Here is a 25,703-nt window from a genome sequence, read left to right on the forward strand (position 1 = left end):
TATCGGCAGCTTCGCCTGGACCCTGTGCCCGGAGCAGGCCGGTCTACACCCTGCTTTTCGGCTCTGGCGTGGCGCTGAACTGTGCCGCCAGCGTGTCGCGCAGCCAGCGGTTGGCCGGATCCTGGTGCTGCCGGGCATGCCAGTACAGGCTGATCGCCGCCGCGGGCAGCGGCGCCGGCACCGGCTGCTGCACCAGACCGAACGGGCCCTGCAGCGCCTGGGCCAGGCGCTCGGGCACGGTGGCCAGCAGGTCGGTGCCGGCCAGCAGGTGGCCCACGGCCACGAAGTGCGGCACGCTCAGGCGCACGCGGCGGCGCAGTCCGTGGCGGGCCAGCGCCTCGTCGACCTGGCCGTGGCCGGTGCCCTCGGCCAGCACGCGCAGGTGCTCAGCGGCCCCGAAGACCTCGGCACTCGGCGGCGCGCCGGCCAGCGGGTGACCGGCGCGCATCAGGCACACATAGCGCTGGGTGAACAGCTGGCGCTTGTAGAAGCCGCGCTGCAACTGCGGCAGCAGGCCCACGGCCAGGTCGAGCTGGCCGCCGGCCAGCGCCTCGGCCATCTGGGCGCTGGGCTGGCGCAGCGTCGACACGCTGACCCCTGGCGCCTGGGCCGCCAGGTGGTGCATCAGCGGCGGCAGGAAGTAGATCTCGCCAATGTCGCTCAGGCCCAGGCGGAACTCGCGGGTGCTGTGCGTGGGCTCGAAGGCCGCCTGGACGCGGCCCGCCTCCTGCAGGCGGGCCAGGGCGTCGCGCACCGTCGGCGCCATGGCCTCGGCGCGCGGCGTGGGCTGCATGCCGGCGGGGGTGCGCACGAACAGCGGATCACCCAGCTGGCGGCGCAGCCGGGCCAGCGCATTGCTGAAGGCCGGCTGCGACAAGCCCAGCGCCAGCGCCGCGCGCGAGACCTGACGCGTGCGCATCAACTGGTCGAACACCACCCACAGGTTCAGGTCGCTGGCGGCGGGGCGCATGGGCATTCATCCTGTGAATACAGACTATTCCTGAAATTCTATTGGCTGATGCGCAGCGCACGCCCATCATGCGGACCTTGACCCAACGCAAGGCCCGCATGACCACCCCCACCGCCCTGCCCGCCTGGGAATCCGACGGCACCCACCGCATCCCCTTCGGCGTCTACACCGACGAGCAACTGCACCAGCGCGAGCTGCAGCGTTTCTTCTACCAAGGCCACTGGTGCTATGTGGGCCTGGAGGTGGAGGTGCCCGAGCCGGGCGACTTCAAGCGCACCAGCATCGGCGAGCGCTCGGTCATCCTGACCCGCAGTGCCGACGGCGAGATCCATGTGGTCGAGAACGTCTGCGCCCACCGCGGCATGCGTTTCTGCCGCGAGCGCCACGGCCGCGCCAAGAACTTTGTCTGCCCCTACCACCAATGGGGCTACGGCCTGGACGGCAGCCTCAAGGGCGTGCCCTTCCAGCGCGGCGTGCGCCGGGGCGACCAGGTCCACGGCGGCATGCCGGCCGACTTCAACCCCGCCGACCACGGCCTGACGCGGCTGAAGGTGGCGCGCCGGGGTGGCGCGGTGTTTGCGTCCTTCGACCACAACGTGGAGTCCTTCGAGGACTACCTGGGCCCGACCATCCTGGGCTACTACGACCGCCTGTTCAACGGCCGGCCGCTGAAGCTGCTGGGCTACAACCGCCAGCACATCCCGGGCAACTGGAAGCTGATGCAGGAGAACATCAAGGACCCCTACCACCCGGGCCTGCTGCACACCTGGTTCGTCACCTTCGGCCTCTGGCGCGCCGACAACGAATCGGCACTGAAGATGGACGCCCGCCACCGCCATGCCGCGATGATCTCCACCCGCGGCCAGGCCGGCGAGGCGGGGCAGGTGACCGCCGTGTCGAGCTTCAAGTCGCGCATGCAGCTCAACGACCCGCGCTTTCTGGACATCGTGCCGGAGCCGTGGTGGCAGGGTCCCACAGCGGTGATGACCACCATCTTCCCCAGCGTCATCCTGCAGCAGCAGGTCAACAGCGTGTCAACCCGCCAGATCGTGCCTGACGGCCACGGCGCCTTCTTCTTTGAGTGGACGCACTTCGGCTTTGCCGACGACGACGAGGCCATGACGGAGCGCCGGCTTCGCCAGGCCAATCTGTTCGGTCCGGCCGGCTTTGTCTCGGCCGATGATGGCGAGGTGATCGAGTTCTCGCAGCAGGCCTTTGACAGCACCCCCGGCGGCCACACGCTGGCCGAGCTGGGCGGGCGCGAGGTGGGCGACACCGGCCACATGGTGACCGAGACCCTGATCCGCGGCATGTACCGCTACTGGCGCGAGGTGATGGAGGCCGACGCATGAACGCCGACACGCTCTTCGAGATCGCAGCACTGCACGCCGACTACGCTGCCGCGGTGGACCGCGGCGACTGGGATGCCTGGGTGTCGCTGTTCACCGAGGACTGCGTCTACCGGATCGTGCCGCGCGAGAATGTCGAGCGCGGGCTGCCACTGGCCACGCTGGCCTTCGACAGCCGGGCGATGCTGCAGGACCGCGTCTATGCGATCCGCGAAACCCTGTTTCACGACCCGTACTACCAGCGCCATGTGGTGGGCCTGCCGCGCCTGCTGTCGCAGGACGACGCGGGGCTGCGCTGCGAGGCGAACTACGCGGTGTTCCGCACCAAGCTGTCCCAGCTCAGCACGGTCTTCAACGTCGGCCGCTACCTCGACCGCGTGGTGCGCACCCCCGCCGGCTGGCGTTTCGCCGAGCGGGTGTGCGTGTACGACAGCGAGATGATCCCCAACTCGCTGATCTACCCGATCTGAGCGCGGCCCGGGCGGGCCACGCCGACGATCACTTGTAGATGCGGTAATCGGTCTGGTAGTAGGTGTAGGTGGCGGTCGACGACTCGGTGTAGATCTGCGTGGTCACGGTGTGCGTGCCCTGGGTGACTGTGCCCATGCCGCGGGCATTGCCCACCACATAGCCGGTGGTCGAGCCCTGGACGCCCTGGTACTGGCAGCTGACCGAATTGCCGTCGATCAGCAGGCAGATCGCCCAGTCAGAGCCCTGCGGCTTGAGCTGGGCCATGGATTCGAAGCCGATCGCGCAGCCCGCGGCCACGGTGCACGACACGCTGCGCTCGTCGACGGTGTTGAAGCCCAGCGTCAGCGCAGCGCCCAGGCCGTTGCCGACGCCGGTCACGGTCTTCAGCAGCTTGACCGGGCTGCCCACCACGGCCTGGGTGCCGACATCGCGGGCCTTGACACCCTTGGGGGCACCGTTGCCGGCGGCAACGGCCAGGCCAGCGGCGCTCAGGGCGCACAGGAGGATGGCGGACTTGACGAAGCGATGATTGGACATGGTGTACCTCTGAAGTTGGGATGAAGCGATCCGCTGGTGGAGGGCGGACGAGGCAAATCTTGCGCGGCGGCGCCGGCACTGCACATCCTGACGGTTGGGGGGGGGCGCGGTCGGCGGGCTTTGCCGTGGCAGGCGGATCGTTCAGGCTTGTCGCTGGTCAATATGCGCCGTGGGCAAACTTCGAATACTGGCGCGCTGCGCCTGACCGGAACGCCCGATGGAACCCACCGCCCCCGCCCGCCAGATCCTGCTGGGTGACGAAGCCGTTGCCCGCGGCGCGATCGATGCCGGCCTGAGTGCCGCCTACGCCTACCCGGGCACGCCCTCGACCGAGATCTTCCAGACCCTCCAGACCCAGGCGCGCGCACTGGGCCTGCCGGTGCAAGGCCTGTGGTCGACCAACGAGAAAGTGGCGCTGGAAGAAGGCGTGGGCGTGTCCTACGCCGGCCAGCGCGCGCTGGTGGCGATGAAGCACGTGGGCCTGAATGTGGCGGCCGACCCGTTCATGAACGTGGCGGTGTCGGGCACCCATGGCGGTCTGGTGGTGGTGGTGGCCGACGACCCCGGCATGCACAGCTCTCAGAACGAGCAGGACTCGCGCTACTTCGCCGACTTCGCCATGGTCCCCTGCCTGGAGCCGGCCGACCAGCAGCAGTGCTATGACTTCACCCGCGAGGCCTTCGAGCTGTCGGAGCGGCTGCAGCTGCCGGTGCTGCTGCGCCTGGTCACCCGCCTGGCCCACAGCCGCTCGGCGGTGCAGCCGGCCGCGCGCCGCGCGCCCAACCCGCCTGGCTGGGTGCCCGATCCCGAGCGCTTCACGCTGATCCCCGCCAACGCCCGCAAGGCCTATGCCGCGTTGGTGGACAAGCAGGCGGCGCTGCAGAACTGGAGCGCCGGGCAGGCAGCCAACCCGCTGCAGATCGCTGGCGAGGGCCGCCCTGGCATCCTGGTCAGCGGCATTGCCTGGAACTACCTGGTCGAGGCGCTGGGCGACGATCTGGCCGGCTACAACCTGCTGCGCATCGGCGCCTATCCGCTGCCGGTGGCGCGCATCCGTGCGCTGCTCGACGCCTCCAGCGAGGTCATGGTGGTCGAGGAGGGCTACCCCTTCATCGAACGCCAGGTCAGCGCACTGGGCCTGATGCGCGAGCGCCGCATCACCGGCAAGCTCAGTGGCGCGCTGCCGCGCACGGGTGAGCTGAACCAGGACGCGGTGCGCCGCGCCTTTGGGCTGCCGGTGGCGCCGGTGCTGCAGGTCCCCGGCCTGGCCGAGGTGCTGGCGCCGCGCCCGCCGCGGCTGTGCGACAAGTGTCCTCACACCGATGCCTACCTGGCGATCAAGGAGGTCATCGCCGAGTTGGGCAACGATGTGCGGGTGATGGGCGATATCGGCTGCTACTCGCTGGGCACGCTCGAGCCGCTGCGCGCCATCCACTCGTGCCTGTGCATGGGCTCGTCGATCGGCATGGCCATTGGTGCCGCGCACGCCGGCATGAGCCCGGCGCTGTGCGTGATCGGCGACGGCACCTTCACCCACTCGGGCATGGCGCCCCTGCTGGATGCGGTGCAGGCGCAGGTCAACATCAAGGTCTTCATCCTCGACAACTCGATCGTCGCGATGACCGGCGGCCAGCCCACCGCTGCCACCGACGAGCAGGTGGTGGACCTGGTGGCCGGCCTGGGCGTGCCGCGCGCGCACATCCGCGTGGTCGAGCCCACGCGCCACCAGAAGGACCACACGGTGGCCGTGATCCGCCAGGAGCTGGCCTACGAGGGCCTGTCGGTGATCATCGCGCGGCGTGCCTGCGTGACCTACGCCAAGGAGATCAAGGCGCTCAAGCACGCCCGCGGCGAGACCCCGGTGGTGGCCGCATGAAGCTCGACCTGGTGCTGGGCGGCGTGGGCGGCCAGGGCGTGCTGTCGATGGCCTGGGTGATCGACCAGGCGGCGCATGCGGCCGGCCTGCATGTCAAACAGTCTGAAGTGCATGGCATGGCGCAGCGCGGCGGCGCGGTGTCGGCCTGCGTGCGCCTGTCCGACCGGCCGGTGGCCAGCGACCTGATCGCCGCCGGCTCGGCCGCGGTGGTGGCCGCGGTGGAGCCGCTCGAGGCCCTGCGCTACACGCCGCTGCTGCACACCGAAGGCACGGTGGTCAGCGACGTGACGCCGCTGGTCAACATCGACCACTATCCGGACCTGGAAACCCTGCTGGAAGTGCTGTACTCACTGCCCCGGCTGGTGGCCCTGGACGCCACCCGCCTGGCCCACGCCGCCGGCACCGTGAAGGCGCAGAACACCGTGGTGCTGGGCGCCACCGCACCGCTGCTGCCGCTGCCGCTGGACGCGCTGGAGACGCAGCTGCAGGCCTTGTTCGAGCCCAAGGGCGAGCGCATCGTGCAGGCCAATCTGCGCGCTTTCCGCAAGGGTGTGGCGGCCACCGGCTTCGTGCAGGCGATGCGCGCGGCGGGCGTGCCCTCGGCGCGGTTGGCGCGGGTCAGCAGCCGGCTGGCCTTTGCGCCGCACCCGGCGGAGCCGGCGCTGCTGGCCGCCTGGGCCCAGCGCCTGTTGGGCCCGCATGGCGAGGCCACGGCGATGCAGGTCTGGGCGGCGCCCAAGCTGCTGCCGCTGGACGCGGTGCATGCGGTGACCGCCTGAACTACGATGGGGCGGTGACACCGTCCCCACCCACGCCCGCCGTCCGCTGATGGGCCAGCGCGTCTTTCTGCTCGGTGCCAGCGGCACCATCGGCCTGGCCACCGCGCAGGCGCTGCGCGACCGCGGTCACCAGGTCACCGCGCTGGTGCGGCCACGCGCCGGCGTGCTGGGGCGCCTGACGCCCGCCGATCTGGCGCGTCAGCTGCCGGGCGTGGACTGGCGCGCAGGCGATGTCACGGACGCCGACTCGCTGGCGCGCGACGGCTTCGCCGGCCAGCGCTTCGACACCCTGGTGTCCTGCCTGGCCTCGCGCCATGGCGCCCCGGACGATGCCTGGGCGATCGAGCACCGCGCGCCCGCGCAAGCGCTGCGCCTGGCACGCCAGGCCGGCGTGGCGCGGGTGGTGCTGCTGTCGGCGATCTGCGTGCAAAAGCCTCGGCTGGCCTTTCAGCACGCCAAGCTGGCGCTGGAGCGCGAGCTGATCGACTCGGGCCTGGACCACGCCATCGTGCGCCCCACCGCCTTCTTCAAGTCGCTGTCGGGCCAGATCGAGCGGGTGCGCCGCGGCCAGCCCTTTCTGGTGTTCGGCGACGGCACCCTCACCGCCTGCAAGCCGATCGGCAACGAGGACCTGGCGGCCTACCTGGCCGACTGCGTGGACGATCCCGCCGGCCACCGCGGCATCCTGCCGATCGGCGGCCCCGGCGAGGCAATCACGCCGCGCGCCCAGGGCGAACTGCTGTTCTCGCTGCTGGGCCGCCCGCCGCGCTTTCGCCAGGTGCCGGTGGCGCTGCTGGACGGCGTGGTCGGCCTGCTGGGCACGCTGGGCCGGGCTTGGCCGGCGCTGGCGGCCAAGGCCGAGCTGGCGCGCATCGGCCGCTACTACGCCACCGAGTCGATGCTGGTGTGGGATGCAACGCGCGGCCGCTACGACGCACAGGCCACGCCCGCCACCGGCCGACAGACGCTGGCGGAACATTACCGCCAACGGCTCGCAGGCGAGCGCAGCGACGAGCGCGGCGACCACGCCATCTTCTAGGTCATTGGCGTCGCGACTACATTGCGGGCCATCGTCTGGCCAGTCCGGAGTCGCCCATGTCCCTGTCGGTCAAGTCCGTCCTTGAAGGCACCGAAAAGGCCTTTCTGATGTTGATCGCCGTCTGCACCGTGGTGGCCATGGGACAGGAGGTGATGCAGCTGCTGGCGCTGCGCCGGGTCGAGCTGAAGGACCTGCTGCTGATGTTCATCTACGCCGAGGTGCTGGGCATGCTCGGCGCCTTCTACGCCAGCCACCGCATCCCGATCACGATTCCGCTGTTCATCGCGATGACCGCGCTGGCGCGGCTGATCATCCTGCAGGGCAAGGAGGCCGACCCGTCGATCCTGCTCTACGAGAGCGGCGCCATTTTGCTGATCGCCGTGGCCTGCTGGGTCATCGGCCGCATCCGTCCACACGAGTGAGCCGGCCGGGGCGTCCTTACAATCACGCCCCCATGAGCCGGCCCCACGAATTCATCCTCACCCTGTCCTGCCCGGACGCCAAGGGCATCGTCCACAGCGTCTCGGGCCTGCTGTACCAGGCCGGCTGCAACATCATCGATTCGCAGCAGTTTGGCGACGTGCAGGACGAGGGCGCCACCGGCCTGTTCTTCATGCGCGTGCACTTCGAGGCGCCCGAGCACCTGGCCAGCGTGGACACGCTGGACAAGCTGTTCGGCCATGTGCGCGCCCAGTTCACGATGGACGCCCGCTTCCACGCGGTGGACGCGCGCCCGCGCGTGCTGCTGATGGTCAGCCAGCACGGCCACTGCCTGAACGACCTGCTGTTCCGCTGGAAGAGCGGCCAGCTGCCAATGGACATCCGCGCCGTCGTCAGCAACCACACCACCTTCACCGACCTGGCGGCCAGCTACGGCCTGCCCTTCCACCACCTGCCGCTGGCCGGCGGCTCCAGCGCCGAGGTCAAGCGCGCCCAGGAGCGCCAGGTCGAGGCGATCGCCCTGGCCGAGGACATCGACCTGGTGGTGCTGGCGCGCTACATGCAGATCCTGTCGCCCGAGTTCTGCCAGGCGCTGCGCGGGCGGGCGATCAACATCCACCACAGCTTCCTGCCCAGCTTCAAGGGCGCCAAGCCTTACTACCAGGCGCACACCCGCGGTGTGAAGCTGATCGGCGCCACCGCCCACTACGTGACGCCCGACCTCGACGAGGGCCCGATCATCGAGCAGGACGTGGCACGGGTGGACCACTCGCTGTCAGCCGAGGACCTGACCGCGGTGGGCCGCGATGTGGAATGCGTGGTGCTGGCGCGCGCGGTGCGCTGGCATGTGGAGCGGCGGGTGCTGATGAACGGCCACCGCACGGTGGTGTTCCGCTGACATGCCGCGCGTCGGCAAAGCCCAGGCCGCGATGCTGCTGGCATCGCCCGACGACGCCGAGGCACGCTTTTACGAGGCGCTGCGTGAGGCCGACCTGGACAAGCTGATGTCGCTGTGGGCCGAGGACGACGAGGTGGTGTGCATCCACCCCGGCGGCCCGCGCATGGTGGGCTGGGAGGCGGTGCGGGTGGCCTTCGAGGCGGTGTTCAGCAACGGCCCGATCCATGTGCAGCCCAGCAATGTGCGGCGCATCCACACCATGGACAGCGCGGTGCACAGCGTGGTGGAGCAGATCGAGCTGCGCACCGACGAAGGCGTGCGCACCGGCTACGTGATGGCCACCAATGTCTACGCCAAGACCGCCCAGGGCTGGCGGCTGGTGATGCACCACGCCAGCCCCGGCACGCCGCACGAGCCACCCGAGCTGGTCGAGACCCCGTCGGTGCTGCACTGATGCACAACCACCGCGGGCCGCGCTGGCTGCCCGGCGGCCACGCGCAGACGATCTGGCCGGCGCTGTGGTCGCGCCACCATCTGGGGCCGCGGCCACGCTATACGCGCGAGCGCTGGGACACGCCGGACGGCGACTTCGTCGACATCGACTTCCTGCAGACCGAGGCGCCCGCCGACGCCCCCTGGCTGGTGCTGTTCCATGGTCTGGAGGGCTCCTCGTCCAGCGCCTATGCGCTGGCCTTTGCCGAGGTGGCGCGCCAGCGCGGCTGGCACTACGCGGTGCCACACTTCCGCGGCTGCTCGGGCGAGCTCAACCGCGCGCCGCGTGCGTACCACTCGGGCGACTTTGCCGAGATCGGCTGGATCCTGGCGCGGCTGCGCCAGCGCGCCGCCGCCCCGCTGCGGGTGGTGGGCATCTCGCTGGGCGGCAACGCGCTGCTGCGCTGGGCCCAGGAAAGCGGCGACAGCGCGGCCGCCACCGCCGCCGCGGTGGCCGCGGTGTGCTCGCCGATCGACCTGGTGGCCGGTGGCCTGGCGCTGGGCCGCGGCCTGAACCGGCGCGTCTACACGCCGATGTTCCTGCACAGCATGCTGCCCAAGGCGCTGGCCAAGTGGGCGCAGCACCCGGGCCTGTTCGACCGCGACCGCCTGCGCGCCGCACGCACGCTGTTCGAGTTCGACGAGGTCTTCACCGGCCCGCTGCACGGCTTCAAGGGCGCGCTGGACTACTGGACCCGCGCCTCGGCCAAGCCGCACCTGGCGGCCATCCGCATCCCGGCGCTGGTGGTGAATGCGCTGAACGACCCCTTCGTGCCCGCCGCCTGCCTGCCGCGCGCCCACGAGGTGGGCCGCTGCGTGACGCTGTGGCAGCCGCCGCACGGCGGCCATGTGGGCTTTGCCAGCGGCCGATTCCCCGGCCACGTCACGGCCATGCCGCAGGCGGTGAGCGCCTGGCTGGCCGATCACGCGTAAGCTGCGCCCATGGACGAGATCGTCAAGGCCGCGCTGGCCAAGTGGCCCCACGTGCCCGCCTGCCACGACTGGCTGGCGCTGGACGCGCGCGGCGACTGGTACATGCGCGACGAGCGCATCCAGCGCGCCGGTCCGTTCCCGCAGGTCAAGGGCAGCGCGATCCGCCACGACAAGCTGCGCGCCTTCATCCATCGCAACTACGAGGCCGACGCGCAGGGCGCCTGGTACTTCCAGAACGGCCCGCAGCGGGTGTACGTGACCTTGGAGGCCGCGCCCTATGTGTGGCGGGTGGATGGGCGCGGTGCACTGCAGTCGCACACCGGCCTGGCCGCGCAGGCCCGCCAGGCCTGGCTGGACGAGGCGGGCCGGCTGTTCCTGGCGACCGACACCGGCTTCGGCATCGTCCACCCGCAGGACATGCTGGCCGCCTCCGACGCGCTGGAGCGCGGCGACTGGCCGCTGGCCGAGCTGCCCTTTGCGCAGATGCCGGCGCGCTTTGGCTACCAGCTGCACCCGCAGCCATGAAAAAAGCCGCCCGAAGGCGGCTTCATCGCGCGGTGCGCAGCGCGGTTTATTTGGCCGCTTCGGCCGGCGCCTTGGGCTCGTCGAACTTGGCGCCACCGGCATTGGCCATGTAGACCACAGCGCGGCCAATTTCGAGGTCGGAGGTGTCGCCACCGCCTTGTGCGGGCATGCTGTTCTTGCCCTTGAGCGCCGAAGTCAGCAGCGCCTCGTAGCCGGTCTTGATGCGCGGGCCCCAGGCGGCAGCGTCGCCAAACTTGGGGGCGCCCAGCGCGCCAGCGGCGTGGCAGGCAGCGCAGACGGCCTTGTAGACTTCTTCGCCGGCGCGCGGCGCACCGCCGCCGCTGGCGACCTTGACCTCGACCGTGCCCACCGGCTGCAGACGCTCGGCGATCGCCTGCGCCTCGGCCTCCGTGTCGCTCATCTTCTTGCTGTTGGGCAGGAAGAAAATGCCCACCAGCACCGCCAGCAGGGCGACCACCGCCAGGGTGACCAGGTTCTTGGAACTGGCCTCGCCGCGTTGACGGGCCGGGGTGTGAACGTCGCGCATGGGATCCTCGGGGGGCATGAAAGGGGGTTGTCAGGCCGGTCCCCGCAGGCCGGGGAACATCAACCCGGGATTATAGGCTGGGCCTCCGGGTGATCCCTGACTCGGGCTTGACACTGCTAGAATCCGCGGCTTCCTGCGCTGCGCCCGTAGCTCAATGGATAGAGTACTGGCCTCCGAAGCCAGGGGTTGCTGGTTCGATCCCAGCCGGGCGCGCCACCCAGCCAGGGATCACTGCTGCTCAGCGCGGCCCGGATGGTCGACGCACCAGGTTCAGCGCGTTGCCCGCCAGGATCAGGCCCACGCCCGCGGCCGTGAACAGGTCCAGCCGCTCCGCATAGACCAGCCAGCCCACCAGCGCGGTCAGCGGCACCCTCAGAAAATCCATCGGCACCACCACCGTGGCGTCGGCATGGCGCATCGCCCGGGCAAAGCAGTAGTGCGAGTAGGTGCCGCAAAAGGCCACCACCACCACCCAGCCCCAGGTCGCGGCCGAGGGCCAGCGCCACACCCACAGCGCCGGCAGCAGGCCGATCGCGCTTTGCACCACCAGCATCCAGAAGCTGATCGCCACCGCCTCGTCGGTGCGGGTCAGCGACTTCACCAGCACCACCGAGACCGCAAAACCCAGCGCCGACACCAGCGCGATCAGCTGCCCGGCATCCAGCGTGCCGCCCAGCGGCCGCACGATCACCGCCACGCCCACGAGGCCCAGCCCCACGGCCAGCCACTTCAGGGCGCTCATGCGCTCGCCCAGGAACAGCACGGCCAGCGCGGCCGACCAGATCGGCATCGTGAACTCGATCGCCACCACCTGCGCCAGCGGGATCAGCGTCAGCGCCACGAACCAGCCGTACTGCGCGGCGTAATGCACCGCGTTGCGCCCCACATGCTGCGGCAGGCGCCGGGTCTGCACCGCCGCCAGGCCGCCCGCGGCGCGCACCAGCGGCCACAGCATCACCATGCCCAGGGCCGAGCGCAGCAGCATGATCTGGAACACCGACAGCTCGCGCGAGGCCTCGCGGCCCGCCACCGCGATCACCACCATCAGCGTCAGCCAGCCGGCCATCCAGCCGGCGGCGCGCCCGACCGACGCCTCGGCGCTGGCCATCAGCCCCGCGCCAGCGGGTTGGGCGTGGGCTCGGCCACCTTGGTCAGCGTGCTGCGGTCGGTGTGGTGGAACAGCGCCACCTGGCCGCGGATCTTCAGCACCGTGTCCTCGTCGTAGGTCCAGCTGCCGTCGGCGTTGAAGGTCACCTGGATGCGAAAACTCACCGTCTTGAAGGCCGCATCCAGGAAGGGCGCCGAGCAGATGCCGAAGGTGTCCAGGCCCTGGGTGGCGGTCAGCTCGAACTGGTCGGCGTCGGGCGCCGCCATGCCGCCGGCCAGCGCGGTCTGGCCGCGCGGGATGGTCAGCGTGTGCAGGATCTGGCCGGTGGCCGGCTCCCACAGCCAGTAGCCCACCTGGTCGTGGTAGGTCTTGATGTTGTCGGGCTTGGTGACGAACTGGTGGTAGCGCAGGCCGTACATCAGCTGCGGGCCGTTGGTGACAGGGTCGATCGGCTGCAGCTCGATGCGGTCGTGGAAGGCCTGCTTTTTCGGGCCCTCGGCCTTGGGTTTCACATCCAGCCCGCGCCGGCCCTCCCAGACGCCGGCCATGCGGGCCAGTGGGCCCAGATTCGCCAGCGTGTGGACGTCGATCGGGTTCGGCTCGGTGTAGATGTCGGCAGGAAGGTCACTCATCGCAGGTCGGCGGCTCATCAGGGGATGCGCCGACTGTAGACCAGCGCGTCGAAGCCGCTCAATGCCCGCCGGCCAGCAGCGCGGCGTTGCCCCCCGCCGCCGCGGTGTTGACCGTCAGCGTCTGCTCGGCGCAGAAGCGGTAGAGGTAGTGCGGGCCGCCCGCCTTGGGGCCGGTGCCCGACAGGCCCTCGCCGCCAAAGGGCTGCACGCCGACCACCGCGCCAATGGTGTTGCGGTTGACGTAGACGTTGCCGATGCGCGCCTGGTGCGCCAGGCGCTCGGCGCGGCTGTCGATGCGGGTCTGCAGGCCGAAGGTCAGGCCGTAGCCCAGCGCGTTGACCTGGCGCACCACGTCCTCGGGCGCGCCGCCCCAGCGCACCACGTGCAGCACCGGGCCGAAGATCTCGCTGCTCAGCTGGCCGATGTGCTGCAGCTCGAAGGCCACCGGCGTCTGCGTGTCGGGCAGGGCCTGCGGCGCCGGGGTCTCGGCGATCAGCCGGGCCTCGCCGCGCAGCCGCTGCACCTGGGCGGCGATGCCGGCGTGGGCCTCGGCGTCGATCAGCGGGCCGACGTCGGTGTCCAGCCGCGCCGGGTCGCCCACGCGCAGCTCGCGCATCGCGCCGGCCAGCATCTCCAGCAGGCCATCGGCAATGCTTTCGTGCACGCACAGCAGGCGCAGCGCCGAGCAGCGCTGGCCGGCTGAGCGGAAGGCGCTCTGCACCACCGCATCCACCACCTGCTCGGGCAGCGCGGTGCTGTCCACCAGCATCGCGTTGAGACCGCCGGTCTCGGCGATCAGCGGCACGATGGGGCCGTCCTTGGCGGCCAGCGCGCGGTTGATGTGGCGCGCCACCGCGGTGGAGCCGGTGAAGCACACGCCGGCGGTGCGGGGGTCGGCCACCAGGGCGGCGCCCACGGTCTCGCCGGGGCCGTGCAGCAGCACCAGCGCATCGGCGGGCACGCCGGCCTCGTGCAGCAGGTCCACCATGCGCTGCGCCACGCCCGGCGTCTGCTCGGCCGGCTTGGCGGCCACGCTGTTGCCGGCCACCAGCGCCGCGACCACCTGGCCGGTAAAGATGGCCAGCGGGAAGTTCCAGGGGCTGATGCAGACGAAGACGCCGCGGCCGTGCAGGCGCAGCGTGTTGCGCTCGCCGGTGGGGCCGGGCAGCTCCTGCTCGGCCAGGCGCGTGCGCGCCTGCTGGGCGTAGTAGCGGCAGAAGTCCACCGCCTCGCGCACCTCGGCCACGCAGTCGCCCAGGGTCTTGCGCGCCTCCACCACCAGCAGGCCGCAGAACTCGGGCAGGCGGGCCTCCAGCGCGTCGGCGGCGCGCTCCAGCACCGCGGCGCGATCGGCCAGCGGGCGGTCGTTCCAGCCGTCGAAGCCCGCGTGCAGCGTGGCCATCGCGGCGCTCACCGCGGCCGCATCGGCCAGCGGCACCGCCGGCACCTGGGCCAGCGCGATCGCGGCTTCCAGCGGCGCGCGCTGGGCGAGACAGGTGATGTCGACCCCGGCCGAATTGCGGCGCGCCGTGCCAAACAGGTCCAGCGGCAGCGTCAGGCCCTCGGCCTGCTCGCCCGCATGGGCCAGCGCCAGCGGCGAGGCCAGCAGCTCCTCGGGCAGCACCCGCGGGTCGGCCAGTTGGTGGACGAAGGACGAGTTGGCGCCGTTCTCCAGCAGCCGGCGCACCAGGTAGGCCAGCAGGTCGCGGTGCTCGCCCACGGGGGCGTAGACGCGCAGCGCGCCAATGCCGTCCTTCAGCACCTCGCGGTAGACGCCATCCCCCATGCCGTGCAGGCGCTGCATCTCGTAGTGGGTGTCGGGCAGCGCGCCCAGGCCATGGGCCAGGCGGTCGATCGCGCCGATCGTGCCGGCGTTGTGGGTGGCGAACTGCGGGTACAGCACGTCGCGCGCCTCGAGCAGGGCCTTGGCACAGGCCAGGTAGGACACATCGGTGTGGGCCTTGCGGGTGTAGACCGGGTAGCCGGCCAGGCCCAGCTCCTGGGCGCGCTTGACCTCGCCATCCCAGTAGGCGCCCTTGACCAGGCGCACCATGAAGCGCAGGTTCAGCGTGCGGGCGATGCGGGCCACCTCCTCCACCACGCCCAGCGCGCGCGTCTGGTAGGCCTGCACCGCCAGGCCGAAGCCGATCCAGCGCGGGTACTGCTCGGCGATGCGCCGGGCCAGCGCCTCGAAGACATCCAGCGACAGCTCCAGCCGGTCGACTTCTTCGGCGTCGATCGTGAGGTTCAGGTTGGCCTCGGCCGCCAACGCCACCAGCTGCCACACCCGCGGCAGCAGCTCGGCCTGCACGCGCTCACGCTGCAGCTCTTCGTAGCGCGAGAACAGCGCCGAGAGCTTGATCGAGATGCCATCGGCCCCGGTGGGCCCGTCCTGCAGCGCCGAGCGGCCGCTGGCCGAGGCGGCGATCGCGCGGATCGCCCCGGCGTAGGCGGCCAGGTAGCGCTCGGCGTCGTGCTCGGTGCGGGCGCCCTCGCCCAGCATGTCGTAGGAAAAGCGCAGGCGCGGCTGGGCGCGGCGCTGGCTGTCGGCCTCGCCCATCGCCTCGTCGATGGTGCGGCCCAGCACGAACTGCCGGCCCAGCAGCTGGATGGCGCGCAGCGTGGCCGCCACCACGGTGCGCGCGCCCAGGCGCTGCATCAGGCCGGGCTCGCTGCCGGCGGCGTCGGGCAGGAAGCTCTTGCTCATCGCGATCGCCGTGGCCGACAGGCGCGCCAGCAGGCCCTGCGAGCCGTCGTGGGCGTCAAAGTCGGCGCGGCCGAGCTGGTCGGCGGTCAGCGCGATCGCGGTTTCCACATCGGGCACGCGCAGCAGCGCCTCGGCCAGACGCATCAGGGCCAGGCCCTCGGCGCTGCTGATCGGGTACTCCTTGAGCAGCGACTCCATCGCCCAGAACGGCGCCGGGTGCTCGCGCACCGCCTGCACCCAGGGCCGGGCGCGCTGCACCACGGCCGACCAGTCGAAGCCGCGACCCAGGCGCTCGCGGCAACCGGCCAGGGCCTGGGCCTCGGGGCGGTACGGAAACGGCAGCCGGGCATGCGGCGGGTGGGGCAGGGTCAGCGGGGCGGGGTGGTTCATGGCGGCGATGGCAGGGTTAGAACTACTGCGAAGATGCGCAGCGTATGGCGACAATGCCTGCGAAAGATTCGGAGTTTCGTAGTCGACACGGAGTTTTTCCCCGCATGAAGCCGACGCCCGACCCCGCCCCCACCGCTGAGCGCAGCCTCGACAAGATCGATCTGCGCATCCTGCGGGTGCTGCAGGCCGATGGCCGCATCAGCAACCTCAAGCTGGCCGAGGAGGTGCATCTGTCGCCCACCGCCGTGCTGGAGCGGGTCAAGCGGCTCACCCGCGACAACTACATCCTGGGCTACGAGACGCGGCTGAACCCCGCCAAGCTGGGCGCCGGCCTGATGGTCTTTGTCGAGGTGCTGCTCGACCGCACGGTGCACGACGTGATGGACAGTTTCCGCGCCGCGGTGCAGGTGCGCCAGGAAATCCTGGAGTGCCACCTGGTGGCCGGCGGATTCGACTACCTGCTGAAGACGCGGGTCTCCGACATGGCCGCCTACCGCAGTTTTGTGGGCGACGTGATCTGGTCGCTGCCCGGCGTGCGCGAAACCCGCACCTATGCGGTGATGGAAGAGGTCAAAAACACCACCGCACTGAGTTTCTGACGCCTGCGCGGCACTTCAAGTTAGGGGGGTGACCCGCCCGAATCTCCCCCCAGCGGGTGATGGGTCGACCGCGGCACAGCGCTGAAGATGGCGGCACCCACCGCGAGGAGAGCCGCCATGACCCCGCCGCCCGCCATCGACACCCCGCCCACCGACATCCCCTCGGCCACGCTGCCCGGCCTGGGCGACTGGCAGGGCTCCAGCCAAGACCTGCGCGCGGGCCTGTTCCTGCAGGAACTGCATGAGTTCCCGCTGTCCTTCATCAGCCTGGAGCCCTCTGGCGCGCCTCACTGAGCCGGGCCAGGCCGCGCGCGTGCGCCGAAGATCGCGGTGCCAATGCGCACCACCGTGGCACCCTCCAGCACCGCCGCCTCCAGGTCCGCGCTCATGCCCATCGACAGTGTGTCCAAGGCCAGCCCCTGGGCCTGCAGCCGATGGAACAAGTCCCGCAGCCGGGCGTGCGGGGCACGCTGGCGCACCGGGTCATCCTCGGGCTCAGGGATCGCCATCAGGCCGCGCAGACGCAGCCGGGGCAGCGCGGCCACGGCGCGGGCCAGTGCGGGCAGCTCGTCGGGCGCCACGCCGCTCTTGCTGGCCTCGCCGCTCACATTGACCTGCAGGCACAGATTCAGCGGCGGCAGGTGGGCCGGGCGTTGTTCGGACAGGCGCTGGGCAATCTTCAGGCGGTCCACCGAATGCACCCAGTCCACCGCCTCGGCCACCGGGCGCGTCTTGTTGGACTGCAACGGGCCGATCAGGTGCCACTGCAGCTCGGCGCGCCGGTCGGCCAGCGCGGCGATCTTGTCCAGCGCCTCCTGCACGTAGTTCTCGCCAAACGCGTGCTGGCCGGCGTCCAGGGCCGCACGCACCGCCTCGGCCGGGCAGGTCTTGCTGACCGCCAGCAGGCTCACCGCGCCAGGCGGCCGTCCGGCCGCCGCGCACGCCGCCTCGATCCGGGTGCGCACCTGTAGTATGTTCTCGGAGATACTGGGCATCACCCCACAGAGCATAAGCCACCGGCCCCCACCGGGCCCACCGCACCATGGACATCACCCAGCTGCTCGCGTTCTCCGTCAAGAACAAGGCCTCGGACCTGCACCTGGCGGCTGGCCTGCCGCCGATGATCCGCGTGCACGGTGACGTGCGGCGCATCAACATCGACCCGCTGACGCACAAGCAGGTGCACGCCATGGTGTACGACATCATGAACGACACCCAGCGCAAGACCTACGAGGACACGCTGGAGTGCGACTTCAGCTTCGAGGTCCAGGGCCTGGCGCGCTTCCGGGTCAACGCCTTCCACCAGCAGCGCGGCGCCTCGGCCGTGTTCCGCACCATCCCGTCGAAGATCCAGACGCTGCAGCAGCTCAACTGCCCCGCGGTGTTTGCCGACCTGGCGCTCAAGCCGCGCGGCCTGGTGCTGGTGACCGGCCCCACCGGCTCGGGCAAGTCCACCACGCTGGCGGCCATGGTCGACCACCTCAATGAAAGCGAGTACGGCCACATCCTCACGCTGGAGGACCCGATCGAGTTCGTCCACGAGAGCAAGAAGTGCCTGGTCAACCAGCGCGAGGTGGGCCCGCACACGCTGAGCTTCTCGAACGCGCTGCGCGCCGCGCTGCGCGAAGACCCCGACGCCATCCTGGTGGGCGAGCTGCGCGACCTGGAAACCATCCGCCTGGCCCTCACCGCCGCCGAGACCGGCCACCTGGTCTTCGGCACGCTGCACACCTCCAGCGCCGCCAAGACGGTGGACCGGGTGGTCGACGTTTTCCCCGCCGCCGAGAAGGACATGGTGCGCGCGATGCTGTCCGAGTCGCTGGTGGCGGTGATCGCCCAGACCCTGTGCAAGACCAAGGACGGCAACGGCCGCGTGGCCGCCCACGAGATCATGCTGGGCACCGCCGCCATCCGCAACCTGATCCGCGAGAACAAGCTGGCGCAGATGTACTCGGCCATCCAGACCGGCCAGAACGTCGGCATGCAGACCCTCGATCAATGCCTGGCCGACCTGGTCCGGCGCAACCAGATCTCGGCCGCCGAGGCGCGCACCCGCGCCCGCTTCCCCGAGAACTTCCCAGGCTGACCCACCGTGCTCGACTCCCTCAAGCGACTCTTCGGCCGATCGTCCGCGCCCGCGGCCGCCCGCCCGGATGACCAGGGCTTCTACGCCACCCAGTTCGTCGAGCGCCACGCCGACACCCAGCTCTACGTCCACTGGGCGCAGCGCGCCCCCGACCTGAAGGCCGAGCCCTACGACGCTGCGCTGGGCGTGCTGGCCCTGGTGCGCCTGCTGGGCGCCGACCGCCAGCTGGCCGACCTGGGCACCGAGCAGCTGTCGGTGATGGGCGGCTACCTCGACTATGTGCAGGTCGAGTCAGGCAAGCTGATCATCGGCCAGGAGGAGCAGGGCGACTTCATGATGGTCGTGCTGCACGGCATGCTGGTCGAGACCCGGCTACAGCCCTCGGGCGAACGCATCCGCCTGGGCGAGGCCCGCGCTGGCGACCTGCTGGGCGAGTTCAGTGCGCTCGACAGCGAGACCCGCGTCTCCTCGTGGACCGCCGCCTCGCCGGTGACGCTGGCGGTGATCAGCGCGTCCACGCTGGAGCGCATGACCCAGGATGACCCGCGCCTGGCCGCTGCCCTGCTGACCTGGCTGGGCAAGCGCGTCTCGCGCCGCCTGCGCCAGGCCAACGCCCGCCTGGGCGCCCAACTCACCCGCGGCACCGCGGACTGAGCCCCTTTCACGGAGACTGCCATGGAACGCGACCAGGCCTCGAAATTCATCAACGACCTGCTGCGCCTGCTGGTCACCCGCAACGGCTCGGACCTGTTCCTGACCGCCGATTTCCCGCCCGCGATCAAGGTGGACGGCAAGGTGGCCAAGGTCTCGCCGCAGCCGCTCACCGGCTCGCACACGGTGGCGCTGGCGCGGGCCATCATGAACGACAAGCAGGCGGCCGATTTCGAGCGCACCAAGGAGTGCAACTTCGCGATCTCGCCGCAGGGCATCGGGCGCTTCCGCGTCAGCACCTTCATGCAGCAGGGCCATGTGGGCATGGTGCTGCGCACGATTCCCGCGCACATCCCCACGGTGGACGAGCTGGGCCTGCCCAAGATCCTCAAGGACATCGGCATGACCAAGCGCGGCCTGGTGATCCTGGTCGGCGGCACCGGCTCGGGCAAGAGCACCTCGCTGGCGGCGATGATCGACTGGCGCAACGAGAACGCCCATGACCACATCATCACGGTGGAAGACCCGGTGGAGTTCGTGCACCCGCACAAGAACTGCATCGTCACCCAGCGCGAGATCGGCATCGACACCGACGACTGGGACGTGGCGCTGAAGAACTCGCTGCGCCAGGCACCGGATGTGATCCTGATGGGCGAGATCCGCGACCGCAAGACCATGGAGCTGGCGATCGCCTTCGCCGAGACCGGGCACCTGTGCATGGCCACGCTGCACGCCAACAGCGCCAACCAGGCCCTGGACCGGATCATCAACTTCTTCCCCGAGGAGCGCCGCGACCAGCTGCTGATGGACGTGTCGCTGAACCTCAAGGGCCTGGTCTCGCAGCGCCTGATCCCGCGCCAGGAAGGCAAGGGCCGCATCGCCGCGGTCGAGATCATGCTCAACACGCCACTGATGGCCGACCTGATCTTCAAGGGCCAGGTGGGCGAGATCAAGGAGCTGATGAAGCGCTCGCGCGAGCACGGCATGCAGACCTTCGACCAGGCGCTGTTCGATCTCTACGAGTCGCACGCGATCAGCTACGAAGACGCGCTGCGCAATGCCGACTCGGTGAACGACCTGCGCCTGCAGATCAAGCTCGACAGCAAGCGCGCCCGCGTGACCGACCTGGCGGCCGGCACCGAACACCTGCAGATCATCTGACCCGTCCACCGCCATGAGCAAGACCTACGACCCCGTGGCGCCGCACACCGTGGCCTTCATCGGCCTGGGCGTGATGGGCGCCCCGATGGCTGGCCACCTGCAACGCGCCGGCCACCGCGTCAGCGTCTACAACCGCACCAGCAGCAAGGCCCAGGCCTGGGCCGCCGAACACGGCGGCCGCTGGGCGCCCACGCCGCGCGAGGCGGCCCAGGGCGCGCAGATCGTCTTTGCCTGCGTCGGCAACGACAACGATCTGCGCTCGGTGGTGCTGGGCCCTGATGGCGCCTTCGCCGGCATGGCGCCGGGGGCCATCTTCGTTGACCACACCACCGCCTCGGCCGAAGTCGCGCGCGAGCTGCACGCGGCCGCGCAAAAGCGCGACCTGCACTTCATTGATGCCCCGGTCTCCGGCGGCCAGGCCGGTGCGGTCAATGGCGTGCTCACCGTGATGTGCGGCGGCGACGCCGCGCCCTTCGATCAGATCCGGCCGGTGGCCATGGCCTTTGCCAAGGCGGTCACGCGGGTGGGCGAGAGCGGCGCGGGTCAGCTGGCCAAGATGGTCAACCAGATCTGCATCGCCGGGCTGGTCCAGGGCCTGGCCGAGGCCATTGCCTTTGGCCAGAAGGCCGGCCTGGACATGAAGCAGGTGCTCGAGGTGATCGGCAAGGGCGCCGCGCAGAGCTGGCAGATGGACAACCGCGGCAAGACCATGGTCGACGACCAGTTCGACTTCGGCTTTGCCGTCGACTGGATGCGCAAGGACCTGGGCCTGGTGCTGGACGAAGGCCGGCGCAATGGCGCCAAGCTGCCGGTGACCGCGCTGGTCGACCAGTTCTACGCCGACATCCAGGGCCAGGGCGGTCGCCGCTGGGACACCTCCAGCCTGATCCGCCGCCTGCGCTGAGGCCCGCCTGGCGGGCGCGGCTCAGCGTTTCTCGGTGGAGAGCGCCTTCAGCTCGTCCTCGGTGATCGACTCGAACACCTTGACCACCTTGGCCACGCCGGAGACGCCGCGCGCCACGTCGGTGGCGCGGGTCGCCTCGCGCTCGGTCACGCGGCCCAGCAGGTAGACCACGCCGCGCTCGGTGACCACCTTGACCGCCGTCACCGGCAGGTCGTTGGCGTCGATCAGCGCCGCCTTGACGCGGCTGGTGATGATCAGGTCGTTCGAGCGCGCGGTCATCGAGGTGATGCCCATCACCGCACTCTCATTGACCACCGAGCGCACGTTCTCGACCTTGGTCACCACCTCGTCGATGGCGGCGCGGTCGGCATCGCTGGCCACCTCACCGGTGACCAGGGCAATGCGGTTGTAGCTGGTGACGTTGAGGTGGGCCTTGTCGCCCAGGCGCTCGCGCAGGCGCGCCGCGGCCTTGAGCTCGATGCCCTCGTCCTCGAGCTGGGTGCCGGTGGTGCGGCGGTCCTTGTACATCAGCGCGCCGCCGACGGCGGCCCCGCCCAGCAGCAGCGGCGCGCAGCCAGCCAGCAGGCCGCTCAGCGCCAGCGCGGACAGCAGGACTCGCGTGGATACACGACGGTGAAGGGGGTTCATGCTTGCATCTCCTCAGGGCTGGTCAGGGCTCATCGGCCTCGCCCAGCAATTGCACATCGATCGCGTCGCACAGCGCATGCAGCGCCAGCAGCAGCAACTCCATCGCCCGCGGGCCGCCGTTGACCGGCGCGGCGATCCAGACATCGGATTCGGACAGCAGCGAGGCCCAGGGCGCAGCCAGACCGGCGCCCAGCAGCACCACGCCCAGGTCGCGCTGGTGCGCCTCGTCCAGCGCAGCCTGGGCGGCTGGGTCCTCGTCGGCCAGGCTGAACAGCAGCAGCAGGTCACCGCCCTGCCCCAGCGCCGCCACCGACTGCGCCAGCGCGCGCGGCCCGGGCTGCGCGCCGTCGCCCAGCAGGCAGGCGGCCAGCGGCGGGCGCTCGCGCTCGAAACCCTGCTGCAAGGCGCTGGCCGCGGCGCGCGCCAGCCAGCGCGCCCGACCCTCGCCGGCCACCAGCAGCTTGCCGCCGCCAGTCAGGCAGGCCACGATCAGCTGGGCGGCATCGGCGATCGGTCGCGCCATTGGCTCGGCCACCTGGTAGAGCTGGTCGGCGCTCTCGAAGAAATGTTGCTGGATCCGGGGTTCGAGCATGGGCCGCCATGATAAGCGGCGCGCCCGGCTCAGCCGGCGTCGAAGGCGGCCTTCAGCCAGTTCAACTCGTCGCCGTCGATCGCCACCACATCGAAGCGGCAGCGCGGTGGTGCCGCCAGACGCAGCAGATAGGCCCGGGCAGCGCGCACGATGCGGGCCTGCTTGGCGGCGGTGATGCTGGCCGCCGCACCGCCCTGGTCGGGCCGGGCGCGCCAGCGCACCTCGACGAAGACCAGCGTGCCGTCGCGCTCGCGCAGGATCAGGTCGATCTCGCCGCCCGCGCGCGAGCGGCCCGGCGCGAACCGATAATTGCGCTCGACGAGCCGCAGGCCCTGCGCCTGCAGGTAGGCCAGGGCACGGTCCTCCGCCTGGGCGCCGCTGGCCTGGGTCGTCTGTCCACCGCGCGCTCCGGAACCCCACCCCCAGACCATGTCTCTCCCCGCCTCTGAGCTGCTGGCCACCGCCCGGCAGGCCGCCGGCCACCAGCACTGGCCCACCGGCGCACTGTACGTGGTGGCCACGCCGATCGGCAACCTCGCCGATTTCACGCTGCGCGCCATCCATGCGCTGGCGCTGGCCGACGCCGTGGCCTGCGAGGACACGCGCGTCAGTGCCGGCCTGCTGCGCCACCTGGGGCTGGACAAGCCGCTGCTGGCGGTACACGAGCACAACGAACGCGAAGCCGCCGAGCGCGTGCTGGAGCGCCTGGCACGCGGAGAGCGCGTGGCCTATGTCAGCGATGCCGGCACCCCGGCCATCTCCGACCCCGGGGCCTGGCTGGTGGCCCGCACCCGCGCCGCCGGCTACCCGGTGCATGCGCTGCCGGGCGCCAGCGCGGTGGTCACCGCCCTCAGCGCGGCCGGCGACGGGCCGCTGCCCGGTCAGGCCGGGGGCTTTGTCTTCGCCGGCTTCCTGCCGGCCAAGGGTCGCGAGCGCGGCGCCGCGCTGGCGGCCTTGGCCACCGAGCCGCGCAGCGTGGTGCTGTTCGAGGCCCCGCACCGCATCGACACGCTGGCGCAGGAGCTGGCGCAGGCCTGCAGCGCACGCACGGTGACGCTGTGCCGCGAGCTGACCAAGCAGTTCGAGCAGAGCCACACCGCGCCGGCCACGGCGCTGCCGGCCTGGTTGGCCGAGGACGCGTCGCGGCGCCGCGGCGAGTTCGTGGTGGTGCTGCATGCGCAGGCGGTGGTGGCTGTGGCCGAGGACGGCGTGCCCGAGACCGCCCGCCGTCAACTGCAGCTGCTGATGCGCGAGCTGCCGCTGAAGCAGGCGGTGGCGTTGGCGGTGGAGCTCAGCGGGCTGCCCCGCAACCAGCTTTACGACGAGGCGCTGCGCCTGAAGGCTGCCGGCCCGGACCCGCGCGACTGAAGGTCCTCAGCGGGTGGCCGGCTGCGCCACGCGCACCGGATCGTGGTCGTGCTTGCGGCGGTAGATGACCTTGCTCTGCACATCCTGGCGCTGCTCAATGCGGCGTTGCTCGTGGACGGTGAGCCGGCCATCGGCCGCCGCGCGCTGCTGGGCGGCGTCAATGCGCACCTGACCGCGTTGCAAGGTGCGCTGCTCGTGGGCGGTCAGCTCGCCCGCTGCCACGCCCTGCTGGATGCGTTGTTCCTGCTTGGCCTCGCGCTGCTCCATGCGGACCACGCTGGCGGCCCCTGCGGGCGGCGAGGCCTGGGCGGCCGCCGTGGCCGACAACACCACCGTCAGCAGGCCGATCACGGCACCCGAGGTCGAAACCTTCATGATTGAGCTCCTGTTTCTGCAGACGCCACCCTGTGTGGCACCATGCGGGAACAACGCAGGCCGACCGCGCCAGGCACACCTCGAGTTTGCAAAGAAATGTTCACCACCCTCACCGCCGCCCCCGTCACGCCGACTTCGCGCGCCACCACGCAGGAGCGCCTGGCCGTTGCCAGCAGCCTGCTGCTGGAGCCGCATGCCCTGGACGAGATCCACCTGGCGCGGGCGCTGTCCGTGATCGGCGAGCACCGCGTCGATGACGCCGACCTGTACTTCCAGTACACCCGCCACGAGGGCTGGAGCCTGGAGGAGGGCATCGTCAAGAGCGGCAGCTTCTCGATCGACCAGGGTGTGGGTGTGCGCGCGGTGGCGGGCGAGAAGACCGCCTTCGCCTATTCGGATGAGCTGTCCGAGGCCGCGCTGCTCGATGCCGCACGCACCGTGCGCACCATCGCCGCCGCGGGCCAGAGCCGGCGCGTCAAGGTGGGGGCGCCCAAGCTGGCGCCCAGCCGCCTGCTGTATGCGCCGCTGGACCCGATCGCCACGCTCGACAGCACGCAGAAGGTGGCGCTGCTGGAAAAGGTCGAGCGCATGGCCCGCTCCAAGGACCCGCGCATCGTGCAGGTGATGGCCGGCCTGGCCGCCGAGTACGACGTGGTGATGGTGGCGCGCGCCGATGGCACCCGCGCTGCCGATGTGCGGCCGCTGGTGCGCCTGTCGGTGACCGTGATCGCCGAGCAGGGCGAGCGGCGCGAGGTGGGCACCGGTGGCGGCGGCGGCCGCTTCGGCCTGGGCTACTTCCAGGACAGCCACCTGACCGAGTATGTCGACCAGGCCGTGAATGCGGCGCTGACCAACCTCGAATCGCGCCCGGTGCCGGCCGGCGAGATGACGGTGGTGCTGGGCTCGGGCTGGCCCGGCGTGATGCTGCACGAGGCGGTGGGCCACGGCCTGGAGGGCGACTTCAACCGCAAGGGCTCATCCACCTTCAGCGGCCGCATCGGCCAGCGCGTGGCGGCCAAGGGCGTGACCGTGCTCGATGACGGCACGCTGGCCGACCGCCGCGGCTCGCTCAACATCGACGACGAAGGCCATGCCACGCAGCGCAATGTGCTGATCGAGGACGGCATCCTGCGCGGCTACATCCAGGACAGCATGAACGCCCGCCTGATGGGCGTGAAGCCCACCGGCAACGGCCGCCGCGAAAGCTACGCCCATGTGCCCATGCCGCGCATGACCAACACCTACATGCTGGCCGGCCACACGCCGCGCGAGGAGATCGTCGCCAGCATCAAGCGCGGCCTGTACGCCACCAATTTCGGTGGCGGCCAGGTCGACATCACCAGTGGCAAGTTCGTCTTCTCGGCGTCCGAGGCCTACTGGGTCGAGAACGGCCGCATCCAGTACCCGGTCAAGGGCGCCACGCTGATCGGCAACGGCCCCGACGCGATGAAGCGCGTCAGCATGATCGGCAACGACCTGGCGCTGGACTCGGGTGTGGGCACCTGCGGCAAGGAGGGCCAGAGCGTGCCGGTGGGCGTGGGCCAGCCGACGCTGCGCATTGACGGGCTGACCGTCGGTGGCACGGCCTGATCCCTTCACCATTGTCTGTCCCCGCTGGAGCCGCC

29 protein-coding genes and 1 tRNA gene are annotated in these 25,703 nt (G+C 70.7%); 19 read left to right on the forward strand and 11 right to left on the reverse strand.

Annotated features, from left to right (window positions below; genetic code table 11):
- Nucleotides 1–43: 43 nt before the first annotated feature.
- A complete protein-coding gene (locus tag KAK06_RS08715) occupies nucleotides 44–970 on the reverse strand; it encodes a LysR family transcriptional regulator (RefSeq protein ID WP_247652741.1) in 927 nt (308 codons plus the stop codon).
- Between the two features lie 98 nt (nucleotides 971–1,068).
- Between KAK06_RS08715 and KAK06_RS08720 the strand changes: the two genes are divergently transcribed.
- Nucleotides 1,069–2,322, forward strand: coding sequence for an aromatic ring-hydroxylating dioxygenase subunit alpha (locus tag KAK06_RS08720; RefSeq protein ID WP_210801714.1), 1,254 nt, complete (start codon nucleotides 1,069–1,071; stop codon nucleotides 2,320–2,322).
- Nucleotides 2,319–2,789 (forward strand): aromatic-ring-hydroxylating dioxygenase subunit beta, encoded by a 471-nt coding sequence (locus tag KAK06_RS08725; RefSeq protein ID WP_210801564.1) that lies wholly within the window; start codon nucleotides 2,319–2,321, stop codon nucleotides 2,787–2,789. Before KAK06_RS08720 ends, KAK06_RS08725 begins: the two co-directional genes overlap by 4 nt.
- Before the next feature lie 28 nt (nucleotides 2,790–2,817).
- On the opposite strand, the gene KAK06_RS08730 is transcribed toward KAK06_RS08725, so the two are convergent.
- On the reverse strand, nucleotides 2,818–3,327 hold the full coding sequence (locus KAK06_RS08730; protein ID WP_210801565.1) for a hypothetical protein: 510 nt from the start codon (nucleotides 3,325–3,327) through the stop codon (nucleotides 2,818–2,820).
- 217 nt (nucleotides 3,328–3,544) lie between these two features.
- Here KAK06_RS08730 and KAK06_RS08735 point away from each other — a divergent pair, with 217 nt between their 5' ends.
- The 8 genes from KAK06_RS08735 to KAK06_RS08770 are packed head-to-tail and all read left to right on the forward strand — an operon-like array spanning nucleotide 3,545 to nucleotide 10,310.
- Nucleotides 3,545–5,203 (forward strand): thiamine pyrophosphate-dependent enzyme, encoded by a 1,659-nt coding sequence (locus tag KAK06_RS08735; protein WP_210801566.1) that lies wholly within the window; start codon nucleotides 3,545–3,547, stop codon nucleotides 5,201–5,203.
- Entirely contained in the window at nucleotides 5,200–5,982 is a 783-nt protein-coding gene (locus tag KAK06_RS08740) for an indolepyruvate oxidoreductase subunit beta (protein ID WP_210801567.1), read from the forward strand. The genes KAK06_RS08735 and KAK06_RS08740 overlap by 4 nt, the downstream gene beginning before the upstream one ends.
- Nucleotides 5,983–6,031: 49 nt before the next feature.
- Nucleotides 6,032–7,021, forward strand: coding sequence for an NAD(P)H-binding protein (locus KAK06_RS08745; protein WP_210801568.1), 990 nt, complete (start codon nucleotides 6,032–6,034; stop codon nucleotides 7,019–7,021).
- A gap of 56 nt (nucleotides 7,022–7,077) precedes the next feature.
- Nucleotides 7,078–7,443 (forward strand): phosphate-starvation-inducible protein PsiE, encoded by a 366-nt coding sequence (locus KAK06_RS08750; protein WP_247652742.1) that lies wholly within the window; start codon nucleotides 7,078–7,080, stop codon nucleotides 7,441–7,443.
- A gap of 32 nt (nucleotides 7,444–7,475) precedes the next feature.
- Nucleotides 7,476–8,360: a formyltetrahydrofolate deformylase gene (gene purU / locus KAK06_RS08755; protein ID WP_210801569.1), complete on the forward strand. Its 885-nt coding sequence runs from the start codon at nucleotides 7,476–7,478 to the stop codon at nucleotides 8,358–8,360.
- A gap of 1 nt (nucleotide 8,361) precedes the next feature.
- Nucleotides 8,362–8,814 (forward strand): YybH family protein, encoded by a 453-nt coding sequence (locus tag KAK06_RS08760; protein WP_210801570.1) that lies wholly within the window; start codon nucleotides 8,362–8,364, stop codon nucleotides 8,812–8,814.
- Nucleotides 8,814–9,785 (forward strand): YheT family hydrolase, encoded by a 972-nt coding sequence (locus tag KAK06_RS08765; protein ID WP_210801571.1) that lies wholly within the window; start codon nucleotides 8,814–8,816, stop codon nucleotides 9,783–9,785. Before KAK06_RS08760 ends, KAK06_RS08765 begins: the two co-directional genes overlap by 1 nt.
- 9 nt (nucleotides 9,786–9,794) lie before the next feature.
- Nucleotides 9,795–10,310 carry a DUF2946 family protein gene (locus tag KAK06_RS08770; protein WP_210801572.1) on the forward strand — a complete coding sequence of 172 codons (516 nt, stop codon included), beginning with the start codon at nucleotides 9,795–9,797 and terminating at the stop codon, nucleotides 10,308–10,310.
- Nucleotides 10,311–10,356: 46 nt separating this feature from the next.
- On the opposite strand, the gene KAK06_RS08775 is transcribed toward KAK06_RS08770, so the two are convergent.
- Nucleotides 10,357–10,857 (reverse strand): c-type cytochrome, encoded by a 501-nt coding sequence (locus KAK06_RS08775; RefSeq protein WP_210801573.1) that lies wholly within the window; start codon nucleotides 10,855–10,857, stop codon nucleotides 10,357–10,359.
- Between the two features lie 140 nt (nucleotides 10,858–10,997).
- On the opposite strand from KAK06_RS08775, the gene KAK06_RS08780 reads away from it, so the two are divergent.
- A tRNA-Arg gene (locus KAK06_RS08780) sits at nucleotides 10,998–11,073 on the forward strand.
- A gap of 22 nt (nucleotides 11,074–11,095) precedes the next feature.
- Here the strand turns inward: KAK06_RS08780 and KAK06_RS08785 are convergent.
- Genes KAK06_RS08785 through KAK06_RS08795 form a run of 3 tightly spaced genes read right to left on the reverse strand, consistent with a single transcriptional unit; the run spans nucleotide 11,096 to nucleotide 15,694 of the window.
- On the reverse strand, nucleotides 11,096–11,965 hold the full coding sequence (locus KAK06_RS08785) for a DMT family transporter (protein ID WP_247652743.1): 870 nt from the start codon (nucleotides 11,963–11,965) through the stop codon (nucleotides 11,096–11,098).
- Nucleotides 11,965–12,597 carry an FABP family protein gene (locus tag KAK06_RS08790; protein ID WP_210801574.1) on the reverse strand — a complete coding sequence of 211 codons (633 nt, stop codon included), beginning with the start codon at nucleotides 12,595–12,597 and terminating at the stop codon, nucleotides 11,965–11,967. The genes KAK06_RS08785 and KAK06_RS08790 overlap by 1 nt, the downstream gene beginning before the upstream one ends.
- Nucleotides 12,598–12,655: 58 nt before the next feature.
- Nucleotides 12,656–15,694 (reverse strand): L-glutamate gamma-semialdehyde dehydrogenase, encoded by a 3,039-nt coding sequence (locus KAK06_RS08795; protein WP_210801575.1) that lies wholly within the window; start codon nucleotides 15,692–15,694, stop codon nucleotides 12,656–12,658.
- A 104-nt stretch (nucleotides 15,695–15,798) separates the two neighbouring features.
- Between KAK06_RS08795 and KAK06_RS08800 the strand changes: the two genes are divergently transcribed.
- The gene (locus KAK06_RS08800; RefSeq protein ID WP_210801576.1) at nucleotides 15,799–16,293 is read left to right on the forward strand and encodes an Lrp/AsnC ligand binding domain-containing protein; all 495 of its coding nucleotides are present in this window, start codon (nucleotides 15,799–15,801) and stop codon (nucleotides 16,291–16,293) included.
- A 117-nt stretch (nucleotides 16,294–16,410) separates the two neighbouring features.
- Complete coding sequence (locus tag KAK06_RS08805) at nucleotides 16,411–16,587, forward strand: hypothetical protein (protein ID WP_210801577.1); 177 nt, start codon at nucleotides 16,411–16,413, stop codon at nucleotides 16,585–16,587.
- Here KAK06_RS08805 and KAK06_RS08810 read toward each other — a convergent pair.
- Nucleotides 16,581–17,288: a YggS family pyridoxal phosphate-dependent enzyme gene (locus tag KAK06_RS08810; RefSeq protein ID WP_210801578.1), complete on the reverse strand. Its 708-nt coding sequence runs from the start codon at nucleotides 17,286–17,288 to the stop codon at nucleotides 16,581–16,583. The two genes, KAK06_RS08805 and KAK06_RS08810, sit on opposite strands and share 7 nt — an antisense overlap.
- 47 nt (nucleotides 17,289–17,335) lie before the next feature.
- On the opposite strand from KAK06_RS08810, the gene KAK06_RS08815 reads away from it, so the two are divergent.
- From KAK06_RS08815 to KAK06_RS08830, 4 genes are read left to right on the forward strand one after another with little or no spacing between them, the layout of a single operon-like run.
- Nucleotides 17,336–18,379 (forward strand): type IV pilus twitching motility protein PilT, encoded by a 1,044-nt coding sequence (locus tag KAK06_RS08815; RefSeq protein WP_210801579.1) that lies wholly within the window; start codon nucleotides 17,336–17,338, stop codon nucleotides 18,377–18,379.
- Between the two features lie 6 nt (nucleotides 18,380–18,385).
- Nucleotides 18,386–19,033, forward strand: coding sequence for a Crp/Fnr family transcriptional regulator (locus tag KAK06_RS24550; RefSeq protein ID WP_210801580.1), 648 nt, complete (start codon nucleotides 18,386–18,388; stop codon nucleotides 19,031–19,033).
- 21 nt (nucleotides 19,034–19,054) lie between these two features.
- Complete coding sequence (locus KAK06_RS08825; RefSeq protein ID WP_210801581.1) at nucleotides 19,055–20,191, forward strand: PilT/PilU family type 4a pilus ATPase; 1,137 nt, start codon at nucleotides 19,055–19,057, stop codon at nucleotides 20,189–20,191.
- 13 nt (nucleotides 20,192–20,204) lie between these two features.
- A complete protein-coding gene (locus KAK06_RS08830; RefSeq protein ID WP_210801582.1) occupies nucleotides 20,205–21,095 on the forward strand; it encodes an NAD(P)-dependent oxidoreductase in 891 nt (296 codons plus the stop codon).
- 21 nt (nucleotides 21,096–21,116) lie between these two features.
- Here the strand turns inward: KAK06_RS08830 and KAK06_RS08835 are convergent, their stop codons facing one another.
- The 3 genes from KAK06_RS08835 to KAK06_RS08845 are packed head-to-tail and all read right to left on the reverse strand — an operon-like array spanning nucleotide 21,117 to nucleotide 22,766.
- Nucleotides 21,117–21,743 (reverse strand): BON domain-containing protein, encoded by a 627-nt coding sequence (locus KAK06_RS08835; protein ID WP_210801583.1) that lies wholly within the window; start codon nucleotides 21,741–21,743, stop codon nucleotides 21,117–21,119.
- Nucleotides 21,744–21,765: 22 nt separating this feature from the next.
- The gene (locus tag KAK06_RS08840) at nucleotides 21,766–22,335 is read right to left on the reverse strand and encodes an SIS domain-containing protein (RefSeq protein WP_210801584.1); all 570 of its coding nucleotides are present in this window, start codon (nucleotides 22,333–22,335) and stop codon (nucleotides 21,766–21,768) included.
- A gap of 29 nt (nucleotides 22,336–22,364) precedes the next feature.
- Nucleotides 22,365–22,766, reverse strand: a complete 402-nt coding sequence (locus KAK06_RS08845; RefSeq protein WP_210801585.1) for a YraN family protein — start codon at nucleotides 22,764–22,766, stop codon at nucleotides 22,365–22,367.
- Between KAK06_RS08845 and rsmI the strand changes: the two genes are divergently transcribed.
- On the forward strand, nucleotides 22,765–23,703 hold the full coding sequence (rsmI, locus tag KAK06_RS08850) for a 16S rRNA (cytidine(1402)-2'-O)-methyltransferase (protein ID WP_210801586.1): 939 nt from the start codon (nucleotides 22,765–22,767) through the stop codon (nucleotides 23,701–23,703). The two genes, KAK06_RS08845 and rsmI, sit on opposite strands and share 2 nt — an antisense overlap.
- 6 nt (nucleotides 23,704–23,709) lie before the next feature.
- On the opposite strand, the gene KAK06_RS08855 is transcribed toward rsmI, so the two are convergent.
- On the reverse strand, nucleotides 23,710–24,078 hold the full coding sequence (locus KAK06_RS08855) for a hypothetical protein (protein WP_210801587.1): 369 nt from the start codon (nucleotides 24,076–24,078) through the stop codon (nucleotides 23,710–23,712).
- A 96-nt stretch (nucleotides 24,079–24,174) separates the two neighbouring features.
- Between KAK06_RS08855 and tldD the strand changes: the two genes are divergently transcribed.
- Complete coding sequence (tldD, locus tag KAK06_RS08860) at nucleotides 24,175–25,668, forward strand: metalloprotease TldD (protein WP_210801588.1); 1,494 nt, start codon at nucleotides 24,175–24,177, stop codon at nucleotides 25,666–25,668.
- The last annotated feature ends 35 nt before the right edge of the window (nucleotides 25,669–25,703 follow it).

It is taken from the genome of Ideonella aquatica (genome assembly GCF_018069755.1).
Taxonomy (GTDB): Bacteria; Pseudomonadota; Gammaproteobacteria; order Burkholderiales; family Burkholderiaceae_C; genus Ideonella; species Ideonella aquatica.